Below are 17859 nucleotides of genomic sequence, written 5' to 3' on the forward strand. Positions count from 1 at the left end.
TTAAATGACCAAGATGAAAAAATATCTTCCGCATATACTATTCTCTCTGATGCTGGGCTCCGCCGCTTGTAAAAGCGACAGCGAGTTCCTGAACGTACAGCCCAGCTCACTGCTTACCATCGAACAGGCCTTTAAAGATCCTAACCAGGCCTTATCCGTACTGGCCGATCTTTATGACAGGCAATGGGACATCAGCGGCCTTGATAATGGATGGGCCTCCTTTGCCGACTTCAGCGAAACCTTTCCTTCCAATAATGATTCAAAGTTTTTCGTACAACGCGACAGTTGGAACTTTGGCGAATGGGGTATGTGGGACTATAACTATGTGCGCGATGTGAACCTCTTTATTGAAAGGTGCACTGCAGCCACCACCCTGAATGAAGAAACCAAGGCCCGGTTCCTGGCAGAAGCGCGTTTCCTGCGGGCTGCCCACTATTTTGAAATGACGAAAAGGATGGGCGGCGTACCACTGATCCTGAAATCAATGGTATATAACTTCGGCGAAGATCCCGCTCCACTGCAATTCCCGCGTTCAAAAGAAGCCGAGATGTACGATTTTGTGATCAGCGAAATGGAAGCTGTTAAGGCCAATCTGCCTGTAGATCCCAATGAAAAGGGCCGCGCCACGATGGCCGCCGCACTGGCGGTAGAAGCAAGAGCCGCCTTATACGCCGGCTCAATAGCAAAGTATGGCGCCAATACGCCGCAGGTAAGCCTGCCGGGTGAAGAAGTAGGCATTCCCGCCGCAAAAGCAAACGCTTATTATACCAGAGCATTAGCCGCCGCCAAAGATATCATCGATGGAAAAGCCGGCTCCTATTCGCTCTACAACAGGAAGCCCGACCTGGCGGAAAACTTCGCCAGCATCTTTTACGATAAAAGCGGCAACCCGGAATCTATATGGGTAGAAGATTTTAAATTAAGAAGCGGTAAGGTGCATGGCTTTACCGTATCCAATCAGCCACGTTATGGCGCTGAGGAAGAAGAAGGCGGAAGACTTAATCCTTCCCTGAACCTTGTTGAAGCTTTTGAGAAGCTGGACAACACCTTCGCGCCCCTGCCAGTTACAGACGCCGGTGGTAACCCGATCTATTACAACAACGTGACAGACATCTTCGCAGGCAGAGATGCCCGCTTAGCCGGTACAGTGATCCTGCCCGGTACTGTCTTCAGAACACGTAAGGTTGATATATGGGCGGGTTATCAGCTGGCGGACGGCAGCATTGTTACAGGTGACGACCGCGGCGCACAGAAAAAACTGCCCGGTACCAATGTAGATGTGCAGGTAGTTGGTTTCGATGGGCCAATTAACGGCAAAGAGTTCACTGCACAAACAGGCTTTTACATCCGCAAATACCAGGATCCGGTTCCCGGCGCTGGTTCCCGCGGCACCAACAGCGAAGTACCGTTTATCCGTTACCGCTATGCAGAGGTACTGCTCAATGCTGCCGAAGCAGCTTTTGAACTGGGCCAGACTGCAGTTGCAGCCACATACATGAACCAGGTACGCGCCCGCGCAGGCCTCACCACTCCACTCTCCCCGGCAGACATCACCTTCGACAGGATCGTGCATGAACGCCGCGTAGAACTTTCCTTTGAAGGACATATCCTCTTTGATATGAAACGCTGGAGACTGGCGCACATCGTGTGGGATGGCGCCCGGATGAACGAAGCAGACCTTACCAGCAACATCGGTAAAGCTACTAAACACAGCACACAACCCTACGGGCTCTGGCCTTACAAATATTACAACCCCGCCAGTCCCAATAACGGTAAATGGGTGTTCAAAATAGTATTGCCCTCATTGGTAACACAAGCTAACCGTTTCAGATTGGGTAACTACTACTCTTTCATTGACGACAACACCCGGGCAAACAACCCGAAGATCGTAAAACAGCCTAACCAGTAATTGTTAACAGTTAGAACTAATCACCATGAATTTTAAACGTCACTATATAATATTACTGATGCTTGCTGCAACAGCAGGCGCCTGCAAAAAAGACAACTATGATCCACCGGCTGCAGACATAAAAGGCCGCATCGTATACAAAGGCGAGCCTATCGGTGTCGAGTACGCCCAGGTATCCTACCAGCTGTATCAATACGGCTTCGGCAAAACAGGGCCTATTGAAGATTTCCTGACCCAGGAAGGAGGTTATTCCCAGAAACTGTTCAACGGCGAATACAAGTTCATCATACCCAACGGCCAGGGGCCTTTTGTATGGAGAAAAACAGCCAGCGGTGCGCCAGACAGCGTGACTATTAACGTACAGGGCAGTAGTAATCTTGACCTCGAGGTAACACCTTATTACATGATACGCCAGCCCAACTTCACCGCCTCCGGCGGCAAGCTGACCGCTACGTTTAAGATCGATAAAGTGATCACAGATGCATCCGCGAGGAACATTGACGAAGTGAATCTTTACATCAATAAAACAACATTTGTATCCGGCGCCAGCTCGAACAATATCGCAACTGCCTCGCTGGGTGGAGCAGACATTACCGATCCGAATAATGTCACCCTGCAGCTCACTATCCCGGCCCTCGTACCGGCACAACCTTATGTGTATGCCCGTATCGGTCTGAAAATAGCAGGGGTGGAAGACAGGTTATTCTCACCTATCGTAAAAGTATCTCTGTAGCATAACAAGAGTCCGGCCTTTCATACATTGTTTCGCTCACCCATCAAAATACAGGCGCACCTGCAACCTAAATTGGATTAATTTAAACTATAAATAAGTGTTCATGAGAAGAAAATGCGTTTTTGCGATCTTATTATTTATCAGTCAATGGAGCTATGCACAAAGACAGGCGCCTGCCTATCCACTCATCACACATGATCCCTATTTCAGTATCTGGTCTACCAGCGACGAGCTGACGGCAACACCCACCAAACACTGGACCGGCGCCGATCAATCTATCGTCGGTATACTGAAAGTGGATGGAACCTTGTACCGTTTCCTCGGGAACGAAGAGAAGTATTACAAAACCGTAGTACCTGCAGCCGATGAGGTAAACTACGAAGCAGCCTACACTGAAACAGCACCTGCAGATAACTGGACAGATCCTGCCTTTAACGACCATCAATGGAAAAAAGGACAAGCCCCGTTCGGCGACAACGCCGGAATGGTGAAAACACAATGGCTGAGCAGGGACATCTGGACCAGGAGAACCTTCACCCTCAACCAGGCCAACTTCAACAAGCTGTTCCTGAAAGTGCAGCACGATGATGACATAGAAGTTTTCCTGAACGGCGAAAATATCTATTCGCACAAAGGCGTTGCCGGCCAGTTTAAATACCTGGCACTGGACGAAAAGATCCGCAAAGCCCTGAAGAAAGGAAAGAACGTGCTCGCCGTACATGTTGTGAATACTGGCGGCGGCGCCTGGCTGGATGCCGGTATCGTAGAAGAACCAGCACCGGCTCCCGGTCCGTCCGTACAGGTAGCCCAACAGAAAAAAGTGACTATCAACGCTACCCAAACCATATATGAGCTGACATGCGGTAAAACAGACCTGAACCTTACATTCACCTCCCCCCTGCTGCTGGACAACCCGGAGCTGGTATCCAGACCGGTATCTTACGTGAACGTAGCAGTAAAGGCAAATGATGGCGCACAGCACGACGTACAGCTGTATTTTGGCGCGTCTACAGACATTGCCGTAAATACCCCTGCACAGGAAGTCAAAGCGCAGCAATACGCCGCAAAAGGGCTTTCTATCCTGAAAGCAGGTACCACTGCCCAACCGGTGCTGCAGAAAAAAGGAGATAACCTCCGCATAGACTGGGGATATATGTACGTGGCAGTTCCGGCAGCAAGTAATGTAACACAGACCGTTACTGCCGCCACCCCCTTCACGAAAGTGTTTCCGCCTGCCAAAGTATCGCTCACCACCGGCAAGCACCTGGTGCTGAACACCGTTGTAGCAATGGGTAAAGTAGGCGCTACCGCCAAAGAGCAGCTTATCCTGGTAGGATATGATGACCTGTACTGCGTACAGTTCTTCAAAGAGAACCTGAAAGCCTGGTGGAAAGAAAAAGGCGGTACTATCGAAGATCAGCTGGCTGCCGCTGCTAAAGACTACACCAGCATCCTGGAGCAATGCAAAGCATTCAACGAAAAATTATATAACACCGCACAGGAAGCAGGCGGCGAAGAATACGCACAGCTCTGCGAACTGGCTTACCGCCAGAGCATCGCCGCGCACAAGCTGTTAAAGAGCCCGCAGGGAGAAACGCTGTTCCTCTCTAAAGAGAACTTCAGCAACGGTTCTATCAACACCGTAGATGTTACTTATCCTTCTGCGCCGCTGTATTTGCTCTACAATCCTGAGCTGTTGAAAGGCATGCTGAACGGCATCTTCTACTACAGCGAATCCGGCAAATGGACCAAACCCTTCGCCGCGCACGACCTGGGCACTTATCCCCTCGCGAACGGACAAACCTACGGAGAAGATATGCCTGTAGAAGAATGCGGCAACATGATCATCCTGACCGCCGCTATCGTAAAGGCAGAAGGCAATGCAGACTACGCGCGCAAACATTGGAAAACACTTACTACCTGGTCTGAATACCTGGCAAGAGAAGGTTTCGATCCTGCCAACCAGCTCTGCACCGACGACTTTGCCGGTCACCTGGCCAGGAATGCCAACCTCTCTGTAAAAGCTATTGTAGCGCTGGGATGCTATGCGGCCATGGCCAAACAGCTGACCGAGCAGGCCACTGCTGATAAATACAATGAGCTGGCAAAAGGCATGGTGCAGAAATGGATGCAGCTGGCCGCTGATGGCGATCACTACGCGCTCACCTTTGAAGGCAAAGGCACCTGGAGCCAGAAATACAACCTCGTATGGGATAAGCTTTTGGGGCTCCACCTCTTCCCTTCAGATGTGTATAAGAAAGAAGTGAACTACTATCTCACCAAACAAAACACATACGGATTGCCTTTAGACAGCCGCCGCAGCTACACGAAATCAGACTGGATCCTGTGGACCTCCGTGCTGGCAGACAACCGCAATGATTTTGACGCACTGGTAAAACCGGTATACAAGTATGCGATGGAAACACCTTCCAGGGTGCCCCTGAGCGACTGGCATGAAACACCTGATGGTAAGATGGTAGGCTTCCAGGCACGTAGTGTGGTGGGTGGTTATTTCATTAAGCTGCTTGAGAAGAAATTTGCACAATAAGGTTGAAGTTTGAGGTTTGAGGTTTGAAGTTTGTTGAATGTTGAATGTTCGGAATAATGTTGCAGGCCAGATACTTGTTGTCAACCTGTAACGGCTAACGAACCTCAAACCTCCAACTTCAAACCTCAAACTTTTTTAAACCCTCAAACTCCCCTTATGAAACCATTTCTAATCTTTATTGCTCTTTTCCCTTTACTGGTACAAGCCCAAAGAACACCCTCCAGGGTACAGGGAAGCCCTTACCCGCTCTCCGCTGTGCCTGACCGTTTGTACCTTACTTCTGAAAATTACTCACCTTCAGAAAAGGTAACCTTGCAGACCCTGATGGGTGTCATCGCCCGCGTAAAACCGGAGATCCTAAGAGACCTTTCCGGCCACCGGGGCCTGGTAGAAAAAGCCGGTGTCAGCATCGACGATACTTATTACACTAACTTTCCCGGACTGCTGGCACATTTCGCGAACCGGCTCTCCGGCTACATTCTCTGCAATGCCAAAGATCATTCTACCAACGTGGCCATCTCACTGGCCGGTATCATGAATGCAGTGGCTATTCCCGCGGATATTGAACAAAGCGCCATCAATGCTGGCCTTACCCGTCTGCTCGACGTACGCGACAAGAACGAAACCTGGGCCCTGACCAATTACGATAGCGCCTTCAGCCGCAGCATCGCTTCCTATCAGCAAAGCTCCGATGATCGTGTTGGCTTCCTGGCAGACTACAGCACTTACACAAAAGCATTCCAGTTCTGGGATGATTCGCACACCGGTCCACTGGCCACCAGTGTGTACAACCGTATGAACAAGGGCGCCACTTTCTTTGGCTGGGGCCCGCAGGAATACGGCACGGTAGAACAGCTCTCATTGAGATCAGGGATGATCATCCCTTCCGACTGGGCGGCTAATATGTCGGCCCTTACCAACATCCCCGCTACCAAAGATGTTTTCCGCCAGAAAGATCCCGTAAAGCCTTTCGAGGTAGTGCCCAACGTGCACACGGTCTGCTTTGTGATAACTGACGGCGATAATGTACAATGGCTGCTGGGCTCTCTCGACAACATGAATAACTGGAACAATCCTAACCGTGGCCGTGTAAACCTGGGCTGGACCATCTCTCCTTCCCTGTCTGAACTGGCGCCCGTGCTGTACGAAAAATATGTAGACAATTGCCTTACCACGCCCGATGGCCGTAATGTGCTGATAGCAGGCCCCTCCGGCAGAGGCTACTATCTGCCCGGCCGCTATCCCGATGCAGACCTGGATACTGCCAACATGTTGTTGAGCCGTTATATGAAACAGGCTGACCTGCGCATCGTCAACATCATCGATGCAGACGACAGCGATAACGATCCCAGCGCTTACCTGAAACAAGACAACATCGACGCGCTGTTCTATTACAGCTACGGCGCTAATTATACCGGCCGCCAGGGAAAGATAGACTGGTATAAAGACAAGCCTTCTATCGGTGGCAGATATACGCTGTGGGGCACCTTATCCTCTCCTGAATCACTGGCCGCGAAACTGAACCAGGCATCCACCAACATTCATTCTGAAGACGGTTACAGTTTAATATCCGTACACGTGTGGTCAAGAAGCGTGAACGATGTAATAGACTGCATCAATCGCTTAGGCCCCAATGTACGCGTAGTAGCGCCCGATGAATTTGTATGGCTGATCAGGAAGAACCTGAAAAATATCCCCGTTGGCACTGGCAACGGCTTAAAAGCCGAGTACTACGATGGTTATCATCACAACATTTTTAAATACAGGCAAACAGACCCCACGGTAGACTTTGACTGGGGCGCCGGCTCTCCCAATACCGCATTGCTGGGTGTTGACCAGTTCTCCGTAAAATGGTCCGGTCAGGTACAGCCTTTGTATTCAGAACAATACACGTTCTATGTTACTGCGGATGATGGAGTAATACTGAAAGTGAACGGACAGCCCTTGATCATCGATCCCAACCCGCAAGGCGCGCATACGCGCAGCGGCACCATCACGCTTACTGCCGGAACGAAATACAATATCGAGCTGAAATACTCCGAGGGCGCCGGTAATGCGCGCTGCCGCCTGGAATGGCAAAGTGCGTCTCAAATGCGGCAGGTGATCCCCAGGGCACAGCTCTATAGCAGACCGGCTTCCACTGCAGGCGCTGTTACTGCCTATGAGCATCCCAACTATGGCGGGTTCTCTGCCGGACTGCCTATCGGCAATTACACCCTATCCGGTTTGCAGCAGAAAGGCATTAACAACAATGAGATCTCTTCCCTGAAAATCGCCGAAGGCTATAAAGTGATCCTCTATGCCAACGACAATTTCCAGGGCGACTCCATTGTGCTAAGCGCCAACAGTTTAAACCTGCACAGCTGGAACGACAAGGCCAGCTCCGTTAAAGTACTGGCCAACGGTGTTACAAACCTGGCAGGTACCTACACGATAAAGAATGTAAACAGTAATCTCTTCCTCGATGTACGCGGAGGCCTTGGGGGATTAGGAGACGGCGTTAACATACAACTCTGGCACGGCACCAATGCCGCCAATCAAACCTTCAACCTGAAACACCTGGGGCAGGGGTGTTATACCATTACCGCCTATCATAGCGCCAAATCACTGGATGTAGCGCAATCAGACACGGGTGAAAATGCCCGCATCTGGCAATGGACCGCCTCCGCAGCATCCAACCAGCAGTTCATCGCCTTGCCAGCCGGCAATGGTTATTATAAATTCGTGTCGGTGCTTAGCGGAAAAGTGCTCTCCGTCCGCGACGAGAGCACAGCGCCCGAAGCCGCTGTAGTGCTGCGTACCGATACTGCCCAGCCATCCGCACAATGGCTGCTCACTGCCCTTCCTCCTGTTGGCAATGGCAACGGCCTCAATGCTGAATATTATAACGGCATGAATTTCGATACACTGAAATTTACCCGGATAGATCCCAATATTGATGTTGACTGGGGCGAAGGATCACCTGGCGGCGGCATCACCAATGATCATTATTCCATCCGCTGGACAGGCAAGATAGAGCCCCGCTATTCCGGCGAATACACCTTCTACATGACCAGCGATAACGGCAGAAGGCTCTGGATCAATAACCAGCTGGTGATCGACAAATGGATCAATGACTGGGACATTGACTACTCCGGCACTATTACGCTCACGGCGGGCCAGCTGTACGATATTAAAGTAGAATACTTCGAAGACTACGGCGGCGCCAACGCACGCCTCCGCTGGTCCAGCGCATCACAGCCCAAAGAGATCATCCCCAGAAACCAGTTGTATGCAACGCCTGCGGCCGCCAATGCCCGTACTGCTGTTTCTTTAAAAGAAACCCCTGCAACAGAAGATCATGTAGTATTGTACCCTAACCCCTCCGCGGGGAATATCCGCCTTAAATTCGGCGGAAAACAGGCAAAGATCACGATCTATAATGCATCGGGGCAGCTGGCACTGCCCGCAAGAGTGATCCGGTATGATGAACCGGTGAATATTTCCAGTTTGAAAGATGGTTTATACTTTATACAGATTGATGTAAATGGCGTAAGAACAACGAAACGTTTGTTTAAAGGGTAAAAGGATTGACACAAAAAAAGGGCGTCTCTTTCCAGGGACGCCCTTTTGTTTTATTGCTATACCTATTATTGGGGATACAGAATTTGTGTTGCCAGCACATCGCCGGCAGTAAATCCCGCCCAGTTGAGCACAAATGAGTTCATTACAGAATTAGCATCAACGGTAGGTGTTCCGGGTATGTAGATACCGCTGGTCTGGTTGGTGTGATGGAAACCGATGGTGTGGCCAAACTCGTGCGTAATGGCGAACAGTTTCTGGCTGGCAGGCAGGCTGTTGTAGTTAGAGTTGATCTCAACACTAACGCCGGGACGGCCGTTGGAAGCGGGCAGGTAGGCCCTGGCGATCCAGTTGGCGCTTTCAAAGCCCATGAAGATCCTGGTATAAACACCGGAAGGGCTGGTGATGATAGACATCCCCAGGCGGGTGCCGTTTACCGCATTCCAGTTATTTACAGCGCCCTGTATAGCGGTTCTCCAGGCAGCAGGTACAGCAGGCTCAATATAGAACCTTACATTGGTGTTATACGTATTGCTAACAATGTAGGTGTTCCTCCGCTGTTCTGTTTGCGGACCAGGAGCACCGTCTTTCTTCCACTGGGCTACACGGGCCTGAAGTTCAGGGATGGTCATGATGATATCGCTTTCAACCACTACCCTGTCTTTTTCATACACTATCTTTTGTGCATCAAATCCCTGGCTAACGAGATAGCTGGTCATCTCGGCGGTGTTGTCAGCCGGAGCGGCGTCTTTTAGTTCTTTGTCCTTTTGAGAACAAGCGGAGAAGAGAATAACGAACAATGCTAAAATCGTGGAATAGATGTGGGTTTTCTTAGGGTGCATCATAGTAACAGATTTTGAGTTAAACAATGGAATAAAGATAAAACTTATCAAGTGTAGTATGGATGCAGTGTGTCCGCTTTACGTTATGTTGTACTTAAAGAAGTAATTTCTGATGATGAACTCTTCTTTAAAACCTAGCTTTAAGTATAAGCCTTTCCCCATGGCAGAAGCCTGCAGCGTAGCGTATGCAGCATGCGATGCAACAGCCCTGTTGAGAATGAAGGCCATCATATCATCTGCAAAACCTTTCCGCCGCATGTCGGGGATCACACCTACGGAATGAATGCCGGAAATATTTCCTGTGTTATAGAGGATGGCAGTACCTATCGGCTGTGATTCGTAATAAGCTATGTAATATTCGATTTCCTTGTAGGTTCGCATCAATATTTCTTCATTGATGTAATATCCGAAAGCCTGCTTAAACAGATCAGACCACAGCTTAGCGCTAATAGCATCTGTAACTCTTTTGTGCTCGAGATGGATTGTTTGTTGAAAAGGCTGATGCAGTTTTAAGGACATACCTACCTGTTCAGTTTTCTTTTGAAATCCTAATGCGTTGAGCAGCTCAAAAGAATTGCTATTATAAATATCCCAATAAGGTAGTGTAAATACAGTAGACTTGTCTGCAATGCTTTTAGCAGCGGTTGCGATCAGCGCTTCGGTAATATCCTCATTAAACCAAATGCGATTGGGCCATTCAGAATGCGGCACTTCCGCATAGCTGAATTCTTCCTTTTCAACACAACCGTTAAATGGCATGCTTGCCTGTTTCCAGAGAGCGGTGAGGTTCTCGATGTTGGCATGGATGGTATAGTTGTCCCGGCTGCTTTTCATGGTGAAAAATTACAATTAAAATCAGATATAATTTTACACCTTTGTTCGCCAAATTAACCCTTTTGTACCCTAAACCAGTTAAAAACAGGGCTTTTTTGAACGTTTTATCCGCGCCTTCGATGAATTTGACCGCATTGGAGAGAAGAAGGCACAAGCCCAAAGCTGTGTACGCTCAATTCTTCTACCGTGTACTTTTCAGCCGAACATAATCATCGGTAAAATCAACTAAGAGACTTAGATAGCTTTTCAATGCGGATGATGACACGTGTCCATCGTCCCACCTTTGAATAACTTTGTATTGATCATTTAACCGGCACTCTAAAAACCACGTAGCACCATCTTTGCCAAAAAGTGTATCCGCATATGAGGCATTCCAAAAAACACTTTGATTTATTGGTGTTACAAACTCGTTCCATCTATCCTGATCAAGGGTTATAATAGTATCTCTAACAATCGTCGCAACCCGTGGCTCAACTGATTTTGTCGCCAGCTCCTTGATGTTTGCGTATATGGTATCATTAAATTTATTCACTCTGACAACTATGGGATTTTCAAAAGCCCTCAACCAAATAAATCTGATAAATTGTCCGTCTCCTGAATAGGTGCTTAATACCGGCTCTTTTAAAGAAGATAGCACCTCCGTTGCCCAGGATGCTAAAATCCTGTCTGCATTTCCAGTTGTATCATAGGTGAAGTACTGTGTACTGTCGTTTCCGGGTATAAATTGAACCATTCTGCTGTCATTTTCGTCCCTGGCAGTGGGAGAGCTACTGTGACATGATGACAGAGATAAAACAGCTACTAAACCCAGCAAATATCTCATACTTAACTATAATTTGAAACTATATGAAGCCGCTAAGATAAACAACATATCCTGCATACGCTTGATGCCCTCACCAAAAAACGTTAAACTTAAACAAATGTAAAAAGCTGCAAGCCGTGACGCCTGCGGCTCCGTTGGTCTTCTTCCTATAATGTTCACATATATCCTAAAGGGAACCATATTCCCCTATTACCTGGAGGGGACATATTAGGTATAACATGATTTTGGTCTAACTCTCTTATATTAATATTGTTCAACTACTTTTTTAATCTGCGGCAAGTCTTTATTAACAAAAACCTTTTCTTTTAAAATCCTGATTGCATCCTCATATTCGTATCCTGTAACACCACAACCCATTATTACGCCATATGGTATATTACTATAGTTGGTAAAATCAAATTCAAACCAATATCTTATCATACTGTATGTTTTTATTTCTTTAAAACTCCTTATGATTAGCCGTTTTGTTTCACAATAACTGATGGTTTTGATCCTGGTTCAAATCTAATTATTGGCCCTATAAAACGATTACCAGTTCCTGAAATAATTCCTGTCTTAGGACCTAAACTTGGTGGATTGCCTTGCACTCCATCAAAATATGGTAGGAATGATGGTGCCGCTACATAATCAATGTCACTTTTTGTACCTGGACCTTTTCCAATCGGCATATTGGTACCTACGCCCCGTCGCTCTGCAGCAGCAGATCCAACTACTTCTATCGGTCTCTCTGCTTGATCAACAACAGATTGTATCTGTTTAACTTCCTTGTTTGTTAAATCTCCTAATGCCGCAGCCTCCTTTCCTGCGCCCTTTATTGTATTAAACGCTTTTTGCAATCCCATCTGTCGCCAGAGCAACGGTTACATCCGCACCTTTGCCTTTTACCTGCTCTGTAGGCGCCTTCTTTTGCAACAGTCTGAAGATTACTATACGCTTTGGTCGCCATCGCATTGGTGAAGATAAGGGGAACGTACGAGGACATAGATGAGGTGGGGCGGTCGCTCACGTATGTTCCACTGCTGATCTTACGGTCTGTCGTTGGGTGATATGCTGAAGCTAAGCACCTCGTCTATGGCCGCGGACGTGCCAAGGGTATCAGCCAGGAGGAACTGGCGGGGAAGCTGAACACTAAAGGTCCGGATATTGGCCGCTATGAACGTAATGAAGATGAAGTCTTCCATTGAAGCAGCCAGCAAGATGGCGAAGATTCTGGAAGTGTCTTTGGACTGGTTGGTGGGTAATACAGGTGCTGAACTGGATACCGCTACCCTGAACCGCATCCAGAATATTAATAAACTATCCCCAAAATACAAGGAGCTGGTCTTTGAGTTCCTCGATTCATTTATCGCTAACAGGAAGATTAAAAACGTTCTACAATAAAAAACCGCAGGTGTTGCCTGCGGTTTTTTTATTGTAGAGAAAATTTACTTACTGCCAAGTCTAAATAAAACCTTATTGTGCAAGATTCTGTTTCGTTTCAATTACCTTTTTACGTAACTCCTCCTCTGTGTAGTATACCCCAGGATATTGTTGTAAGTCATCTTCAATATTGGTAAACCTTCCAACAACTATACTTAATTCAGAAAAGCTTTCACCTCTATTTCCGTCAATGTGTCTTCTAGCTAATTCTAAATCATAGCAAAGGTAATATTCATTACAAAATTCCCATGCAATCATCACTCCTGATAAATACATATCCATTAGTTGATACAACCGTCGTTTGTCGTTTTTTCCGTACATGTTTTATTTATTAAGGTACTGCCGTTCTGTAACGAACTAAGAAGTTGATCAAAACCTGCATCCCCTATTATAAGTACCTTCCCATAGTCCTGTTGGATCATTGTGTAAAATCGGATCGTTAAATCCAAACCTATAACCAGTTAAATTATATGCTAACTCGCTGCGACGGGTCAATCTTTAAAAATCGTCCTATCTGCTCGTCGTATATCCTAGCATTAAAGTCATACCACTGCTAAGCCACTACCATCTGCAAATTCTTTACTTTGCAGCTCATTCCCATTATACCTTCTTCTGTTCTCCGCATAGTTCACCCCCTTCAGCGCATTCGCACTAATCCCCGCCATCGTCAACCCATACGGATAATAATGCGTCTCCTCCAATAAAGATGCTCGTCACTTTTTCCTAATGAGATGAAATGTATGACTCGGAGAATGCCAGCTCATAGACATACGTTTTTCCTTCTCTGTTAAAAAAGGCCTTGTTGTATTTCTTTTTTCGAGTTATATACACGCAGAATGTGGAGTAGTGCCTTTAGCCAATCTTTTTTAAGTTCTATTTGATAATGATAAACATTGTGTTCCTTGTCTATGTATTCATTATAAATTGAAGTTCCAGATAAATATTTTCACATCCTCTGATAACAATTTGTTGTAATCGGCTAGCTCCAGGGATAAATTGCCTGGATAATAATCTGCTTCTAAATTTTTTTCTCCATCTGTAAATATCGCTTTGATACTTAATTGGCTAATTGAGCCTATCGCTATGTATCATCGATGATGATAATAAAGTCAAGGGCCTTTTTCTGATCTTGTCCATATACTTTAGACGTACATAAGACAGTCATCAACAGAAAAAATAATACTCCTCTCATAATCTAAATCATATTTATCTATTAATAATTTTTTGTACAGCGCTTCGTGTTAGCTGTAATTGCTGGCTGGCATTACTATTATAAATAACAATACCATTATCCCTTCTTGGAATATTCACTGTGCCGTCGGCAGCCTTAGTAACCTGCCCTAACGGGCCGACCGGACCAACAATTATATTGGTCTTATACTGTCAAGCGTATTCTGATGCAGTGGAAGACGGCACATTAGCAGATTGCGCATAAACCATATCGTCCTTTACTGTTACTTTAGTTGGATGTGAATGTATCGCTGCTTGAGCGTCAGAAGGGAATGTTCCAGGCCATAATAGTGGCAGATTTGTATTTGCTTCTTGAGCACCGTCCTCTATTTGGGTTCTGAACCTGTTGGCGATCTAGCCACATAACCATTCCCCATTACTACAGACGATTCTTCCCGTGATCCTCCGTTATCTGTTGTACGACCCAAAACATTTATAGACTCCTGGAGCACGGCATCGCTTGGTAATCCAACAGCAGAGCAAAGCTCATCCACATGAGTAATATCTTTTTTCATTCCTTGCCTCTACATTTTTCACCTCGTCACGATCAGTCACAACATATTTTTTCTGATCATTTATTCCATCAGATCCTATGAAGCGACCTTTGGAATCGAAAAAGTCACCCGGATACATGCCATCTGGATCTATAAATCTTATTGGATTATCGAAAGCGTAGTTATAAGGAGAATGCCTTCTCATTTTCTCTGAAAGAGGATCTATTACATGCCATCTCCCAATTTGTTGATCATACATTCTTGCTCCATAGTCATACCACTCCAGCCCTGAGCCATCCCCGAACTCTTTGTTGTGCAGTTCCTTTCCATTATATCTGAAGCGATTCTCCGGGTAGTTCATACCTTTCAGGGCATTCGAACTAATCCCGGCCATTGTCAGTCCGAAAACGGATAATAATGTGTCTCCTCCAATAATAGTGACTACCTATAGCTTATAGATGTGGCTCTTCATCTTTAGCCTCACATTTAAATAACTCTTCATTAATGTCATTAAAGAAAATTGCTGTAATAATACCTTCGCTGTTATATCGCAAATTGAAAATGATTTTTGCTGTAACCAATTCCTTTTTATGATGTTTATGTAAATAATAAGCTGGATGCCAATCCATCAGATTAATTATCTGCGGCAACCTTTCTTCAATATATAACTTTAATGAGCGTTGAGGCAAGGTGAAAGCTTAATGCGTTCACCTTGCCTTGTCTATTCAATTGAAAGTGTATGTCAATGGGATATACTGCCCTGAATCTTCCGTGTCTGACGTAATAACCCCAATTGGATGACCAGCTATTTTGAACAAAGAGTCACAAAACACTGCGAAAATGGTTAGAACGGGATTAAAATAGTTGTCTAGCCAATCAGTGGCATACTTTACTCCACAGACACCTGAATCTTTCTTCTCAACCTGTGCCATTAGGGGAGTGTAGATAAGACTAAGTATAAAAATAAAAAGCAAAAGGACGTATTTCATAAACACATAGGTATTTTATCTTACAATTTCTATTGGAGAGCGGCATCACGATTTATAATTATATCCCTCAGATAGGAAATTTTAGTTGCCCCTGGGTTGATTCCAATCCAGCCTCTAACTCCCGTATTTGGGCTAGTTAACGATCCACCGATAGGTATACCGTAGCCTTGGTAGGGCGGCCTTTTCCTGCTCGGCCATTTGATAAGTAAATGTTCAATCTGTTACCTGATAAGTTTGATAATGCCCGCGACATGTCTTCACCCACAACACTTTTTCTAACGCTATAACCTAAATTGCAAACACCAAAGCAAACATTTCCCTTATCAGCTACTTTCGCCAGCATATTTGCTAGATATGACACTTGTTGTTCTCGACTATTCAAATCTCCATCGCTATTAACCTTTTCAAGGTAACTTTTCACATCCAAACTTGTGAAATATTCAGAATTATCTCCTTTGTCTTCCGTAGTCATGAATGTACCAACGACCTCATGCTTTTTATTGCGAACTATTCCTCCATGAGAGTCGAATACCAAGTTTGCTAACGCCCCATCATTGAATACACTTAAGGCTTTAGCTGCCATATTCAGGTTTTCTACTCCGAAAACCGACCAGTGCCCTATGTGCACTCTTAGCTTTATCTGAATTTGTTTCATTTCTTGTTTTTTTATCTCCAATGATCAATACATACGCATTCTTTGATCTACCGCTAATAATATTAAACGCAGATCTTGCATCTTCACCAGTAAATCTGACTCCTCCGTTGATCTCTTCCACTTCCATTCCATCCGGATCAATAGCGTTAATAGGATTATTAAAACAATAATTGTATGGAGTATGTGCCCTCATTTTGTCCGCAAGAGGGTCAATTGCATCCCACCTTCCAATCTGTACGTCATACATCCTTGCGCCATAATCATACCATTCAAGTCCTGCACCGTCGCTAAACTCCTTGCTTTGCAGCTCTTTTCTATTATATTTGAATCTATTTTTCTTGATAATTTCGTTCCTTTTAGCGCATTACTACTAATCCCCGCCATTGTCAACCCATACGGATAGTAATCCGCCTCCTCTATTGGAAGCCACTGTATACTACTTAGGTTTTATTTGTCTTATGCTGTTTATTATAATTGCTCGTTGACTGTATTTAAATTTAACAGCATGATTACCAGACACAAGTAAATCATACTGATATTTACCGCACATACCGGGTTCATAATCAATAAATTCCTTGTACTTAATAGAAACCAGGACCAAATAGAATTTGTCAAACCGATAGCACTTGGTAGTATCTAAACAACTAACTGGTATTGCATTCTTTTTTAGCGACGAGCGCAGATCAAAATAATCCACTCGCACCCCGTTGTTTAGGCATAGATTTTTGCTGGTATTTACTATTCCTTTAATAGTTAGATCTGCTGAAGGATAGAAAAAGTCATGAAAACCTAACAACTTTACCTCATTTGATGTTCCATCGTAGTCATACATGTAATTATGAGCAGACAAGAACAATATTCCACGCTGTTCACGAATCAATGTATCTGTTTGGGAAAAACAGTGACAAGCTATAAATAGCAGATTTATTAAACTAATATAAAATTTCAAATTCTTCATTTTACTCCTCTTGGTCGCCATCCGGTCGGAATGTCTGCAGCTGCAGGAGCGGACGGAGAATTTGCGTCAATATTTTGAATCACATTAACTGAGTTGGACCTGTACTGTGGCAATAGATTACATTGCCCCTGATTGAGCTTGTAAATAGTGTACTTAACTATGTTTTCATAGTGACTTTTATTCAATTTTGGATCTACATTACCCATTAAGTCGTCCTTGTAGTTCTCATGCACAATTGATCTCCATATTCTGGTATTACCGGAGTTTTCATAGTCGGTATACCTATCTTTGAAGCCAATCATATGCCCAATTTCATGTACATTAGTCAAATTATCCGCATTGCCGCCGAGGTATCCCATATTACTTTTTCCACCACCTCTTAAACCTGCTCTAAAAGAGCCATCCGGCAGCTTTGTCTTATTAAAGTCTACTTCCATAATATTTTCACCAGGCTTCAAATGGGATGTTGAAACAAAAAATACAGCTGCTATAAGCAATAGGTAGGAAAGTGACGTTCTATACATACTGGTATGGGTTTATTTAATATTGATTAAGTAAGCATTCACAAAAGTATTTGCTGTATGCGCACACTATCTGCGCATGCATAAGATCTCTGAATTGGGGACAGTTAACGCATAGAATGGTGTTATACACTAAGCACAAAATATACCTTTGCAGCCTTACTCCTGCATCGCCTTGGGATTTCGATCATGTAGTCCGAAAAAATGGTCGCTGTCTTGGGCCAACTGAATTATGTGCTCTTAAAAGTTTCTATTCATCGCTTACTTTATTAGATATAGGAAAATGTTCTTTATTTCGTAGCATTATCGAACATATTGGAACAAAGAAAGAATATTTTTTCGA

16 protein-coding genes are annotated in these 17859 nt (G+C 45.2%); 4 read left to right on the plus strand and 12 right to left on the minus strand.

The features are described from left to right. Positions 1-13: 13 nt before the first annotated feature. The 4 genes from ACR9Y8_RS09355 (at position 14) to ACR9Y8_RS09370 (ending at position 8754) form a co-directional block, all read left to right on the plus strand. Positions 14-1909 (plus strand): RagB/SusD family nutrient uptake outer membrane protein, encoded by a 1896-nt coding sequence (locus ACR9Y8_RS09355; protein WP_481212990.1) that lies wholly within the window; start codon positions 14-16, stop codon positions 1907-1909. 58 nt (positions 1910-1967) lie between these two features. Beyond that, positions 1968-2642 carry a DUF3823 domain-containing protein gene (locus ACR9Y8_RS09360; protein WP_481212991.1) on the plus strand — a complete coding sequence of 225 codons (675 nt, stop codon included), beginning with the start codon at positions 1968-1970 and terminating at the stop codon, positions 2640-2642. Positions 2643-2745: 103 nt separating this feature from the next. Beyond that, on the plus strand, positions 2746-5190 hold the full coding sequence (locus ACR9Y8_RS09365; protein ID WP_481212992.1) for a glutaminase family protein: 2445 nt from the start codon (positions 2746-2748) through the stop codon (positions 5188-5190). A 156-nt stretch (positions 5191-5346) separates the two neighbouring features. Continuing rightward, positions 5347-8754 carry a PA14 domain-containing protein gene (locus tag ACR9Y8_RS09370; RefSeq protein ID WP_481212993.1) on the plus strand — a complete coding sequence of 1136 codons (3408 nt, stop codon included), beginning with the start codon at positions 5347-5349 and terminating at the stop codon, positions 8752-8754. Positions 8755-8819: 65 nt separating this feature from the next. Here the strand turns inward: ACR9Y8_RS09370 and ACR9Y8_RS09375 are convergent, their stop codons facing one another. The 12 genes from ACR9Y8_RS09375 to ACR9Y8_RS09430 form a co-directional block, all read right to left on the minus strand. Further along, positions 8820-9596, minus strand: a complete 777-nt coding sequence (locus ACR9Y8_RS09375; protein WP_481212994.1) for a M57 family metalloprotease — start codon at positions 9594-9596, stop codon at positions 8820-8822. Between the two features lie 75 nt (positions 9597-9671). Further along, the gene (locus tag ACR9Y8_RS09380) at positions 9672-10427 is read right to left on the minus strand and encodes a GNAT family N-acetyltransferase (protein WP_481212995.1); all 756 of its coding nucleotides are present in this window, start codon (positions 10425-10427) and stop codon (positions 9672-9674) included. A gap of 181 nt (positions 10428-10608) precedes the next feature. After that, entirely contained in the window at positions 10609-11250 is a 642-nt protein-coding gene (locus ACR9Y8_RS09385) for a hypothetical protein (RefSeq protein WP_481212996.1), read from the minus strand. A 243-nt stretch (positions 11251-11493) separates the two neighbouring features. Continuing rightward, the gene (locus tag ACR9Y8_RS09390) at positions 11494-11670 is read right to left on the minus strand and encodes a hypothetical protein (RefSeq protein WP_481212997.1); all 177 of its coding nucleotides are present in this window, start codon (positions 11668-11670) and stop codon (positions 11494-11496) included. Between the two features lie 35 nt (positions 11671-11705). Continuing rightward, positions 11706-12092 carry a hypothetical protein gene (locus ACR9Y8_RS09395; protein ID WP_481212998.1) on the minus strand — a complete coding sequence of 129 codons (387 nt, stop codon included), beginning with the start codon at positions 12090-12092 and terminating at the stop codon, positions 11706-11708. Between the two features lie 183 nt (positions 12093-12275). Beyond that, positions 12276-12530, minus strand: coding sequence for a hypothetical protein (locus tag ACR9Y8_RS09400; protein WP_481212999.1), 255 nt, complete (start codon positions 12528-12530; stop codon positions 12276-12278). Positions 12531-12702: 172 nt separating this feature from the next. Further along, entirely contained in the window at positions 12703-12990 is a 288-nt protein-coding gene (locus ACR9Y8_RS09405; protein WP_481213000.1) for a hypothetical protein, read from the minus strand. 221 nt (positions 12991-13211) lie between these two features. Further along, positions 13212-13334, minus strand: a complete 123-nt coding sequence (locus tag ACR9Y8_RS09410; protein WP_481213001.1) for a hypothetical protein — start codon at positions 13332-13334, stop codon at positions 13212-13214. Between the two features lie 1051 nt (positions 13335-14385). Then, positions 14386-14754: an RHS repeat domain-containing protein gene (locus tag ACR9Y8_RS09415; RefSeq protein ID WP_481213002.1), complete on the minus strand. Its 369-nt coding sequence runs from the start codon at positions 14752-14754 to the stop codon at positions 14386-14388. 764 nt (positions 14755-15518) lie between these two features. Beyond that, positions 15519-15965 (minus strand): hypothetical protein, encoded by a 447-nt coding sequence (locus tag ACR9Y8_RS09420; RefSeq protein WP_481213003.1) that lies wholly within the window; start codon positions 15963-15965, stop codon positions 15519-15521. Further along, positions 15955-16383, minus strand: a complete 429-nt coding sequence (locus ACR9Y8_RS09425; protein WP_481216218.1) for an RHS repeat domain-containing protein — start codon at positions 16381-16383, stop codon at positions 15955-15957. Before ACR9Y8_RS09425 ends, ACR9Y8_RS09420 begins: the two co-directional genes overlap by 11 nt. Positions 16384-16991: 608 nt before the next feature. Further along, on the minus strand, positions 16992-17519 hold the full coding sequence (locus tag ACR9Y8_RS09430; RefSeq protein ID WP_481213004.1) for a hypothetical protein: 528 nt from the start codon (positions 17517-17519) through the stop codon (positions 16992-16994). Positions 17520-17859: the final 340 nt, after the last annotated feature.

It is taken from the genome of Chitinophaga sp. SVR4-12A (assembly GCF_056754765.1).

Coding starts and splice junctions, on each gene's coding strand:
- ACR9Y8_RS09355 (WP_481212990.1), top strand. CDS start 14: ATGAAAAAATATCTTCCGCATATACTATTCTCTCTGATGCTGGGCTCC.
- ACR9Y8_RS09360 (WP_481212991.1), top strand. CDS start 1,968: ATGCTTGCTGCAACAGCAGGCGCCTGCAAAAAAGACAACTATGATCCA.
- ACR9Y8_RS09365 (WP_481212992.1), top strand. CDS start 2,746: ATGAGAAGAAAATGCGTTTTTGCGATCTTATTATTTATCAGTCAATGG.
- ACR9Y8_RS09370 (WP_481212993.1), top strand. CDS start 5,347: ATGAAACCATTTCTAATCTTTATTGCTCTTTTCCCTTTACTGGTACAA.
- ACR9Y8_RS09375 (WP_481212994.1), bottom strand. CDS start 9,596: ATGATGCACCCTAAGAAAACCCACATCTATTCCACGATTTTAGCATTG.
- ACR9Y8_RS09380 (WP_481212995.1), bottom strand. CDS start 10,427: ATGAAAAGCAGCCGGGACAACTATACCATCCATGCCAACATCGAGAAC.
- ACR9Y8_RS09385 (WP_481212996.1), bottom strand. CDS start 11,250: ATGAGATATTTGCTGGGTTTAGTAGCTGTTTTATCTCTGTCATCATGT.
- ACR9Y8_RS09390 (WP_481212997.1), bottom strand. CDS start 11,670: ATGATAAGATATTGGTTTGAATTTGATTTTACCAACTATAGTAATATA.
- ACR9Y8_RS09395 (WP_481212998.1), bottom strand. CDS start 12,092: ATGGGATTGCAAAAAGCGTTTAATACAATAAAGGGCGCAGGAAAGGAG.
- ACR9Y8_RS09400 (WP_481212999.1), bottom strand. CDS start 12,530: ATGCGGTTCAGGGTAGCGGTATCCAGTTCAGCACCTGTATTACCCACC.
- ACR9Y8_RS09405 (WP_481213000.1), bottom strand. CDS start 12,990: ATGTACGGAAAAAACGACAAACGACGGTTGTATCAACTAATGGATATG.
- ACR9Y8_RS09410 (WP_481213001.1), bottom strand. CDS start 13,334: ATGGCGGGGATTAGTGCGAATGCGCTGAAGGGGGTGAACTATGCGGAG.
- ACR9Y8_RS09415 (WP_481213002.1), bottom strand. CDS start 14,754: ATGAACTACCCGGAGAATCGCTTCAGATATAATGGAAAGGAACTGCAC.
- ACR9Y8_RS09420 (WP_481213003.1), bottom strand. CDS start 15,965: ATGGCAGCTAAAGCCTTAAGTGTATTCAATGATGGGGCGTTAGCAAAC.
- ACR9Y8_RS09430 (WP_481213004.1), bottom strand. CDS start 17,519: ATGTATAGAACGTCACTTTCCTACCTATTGCTTATAGCAGCTGTATTT.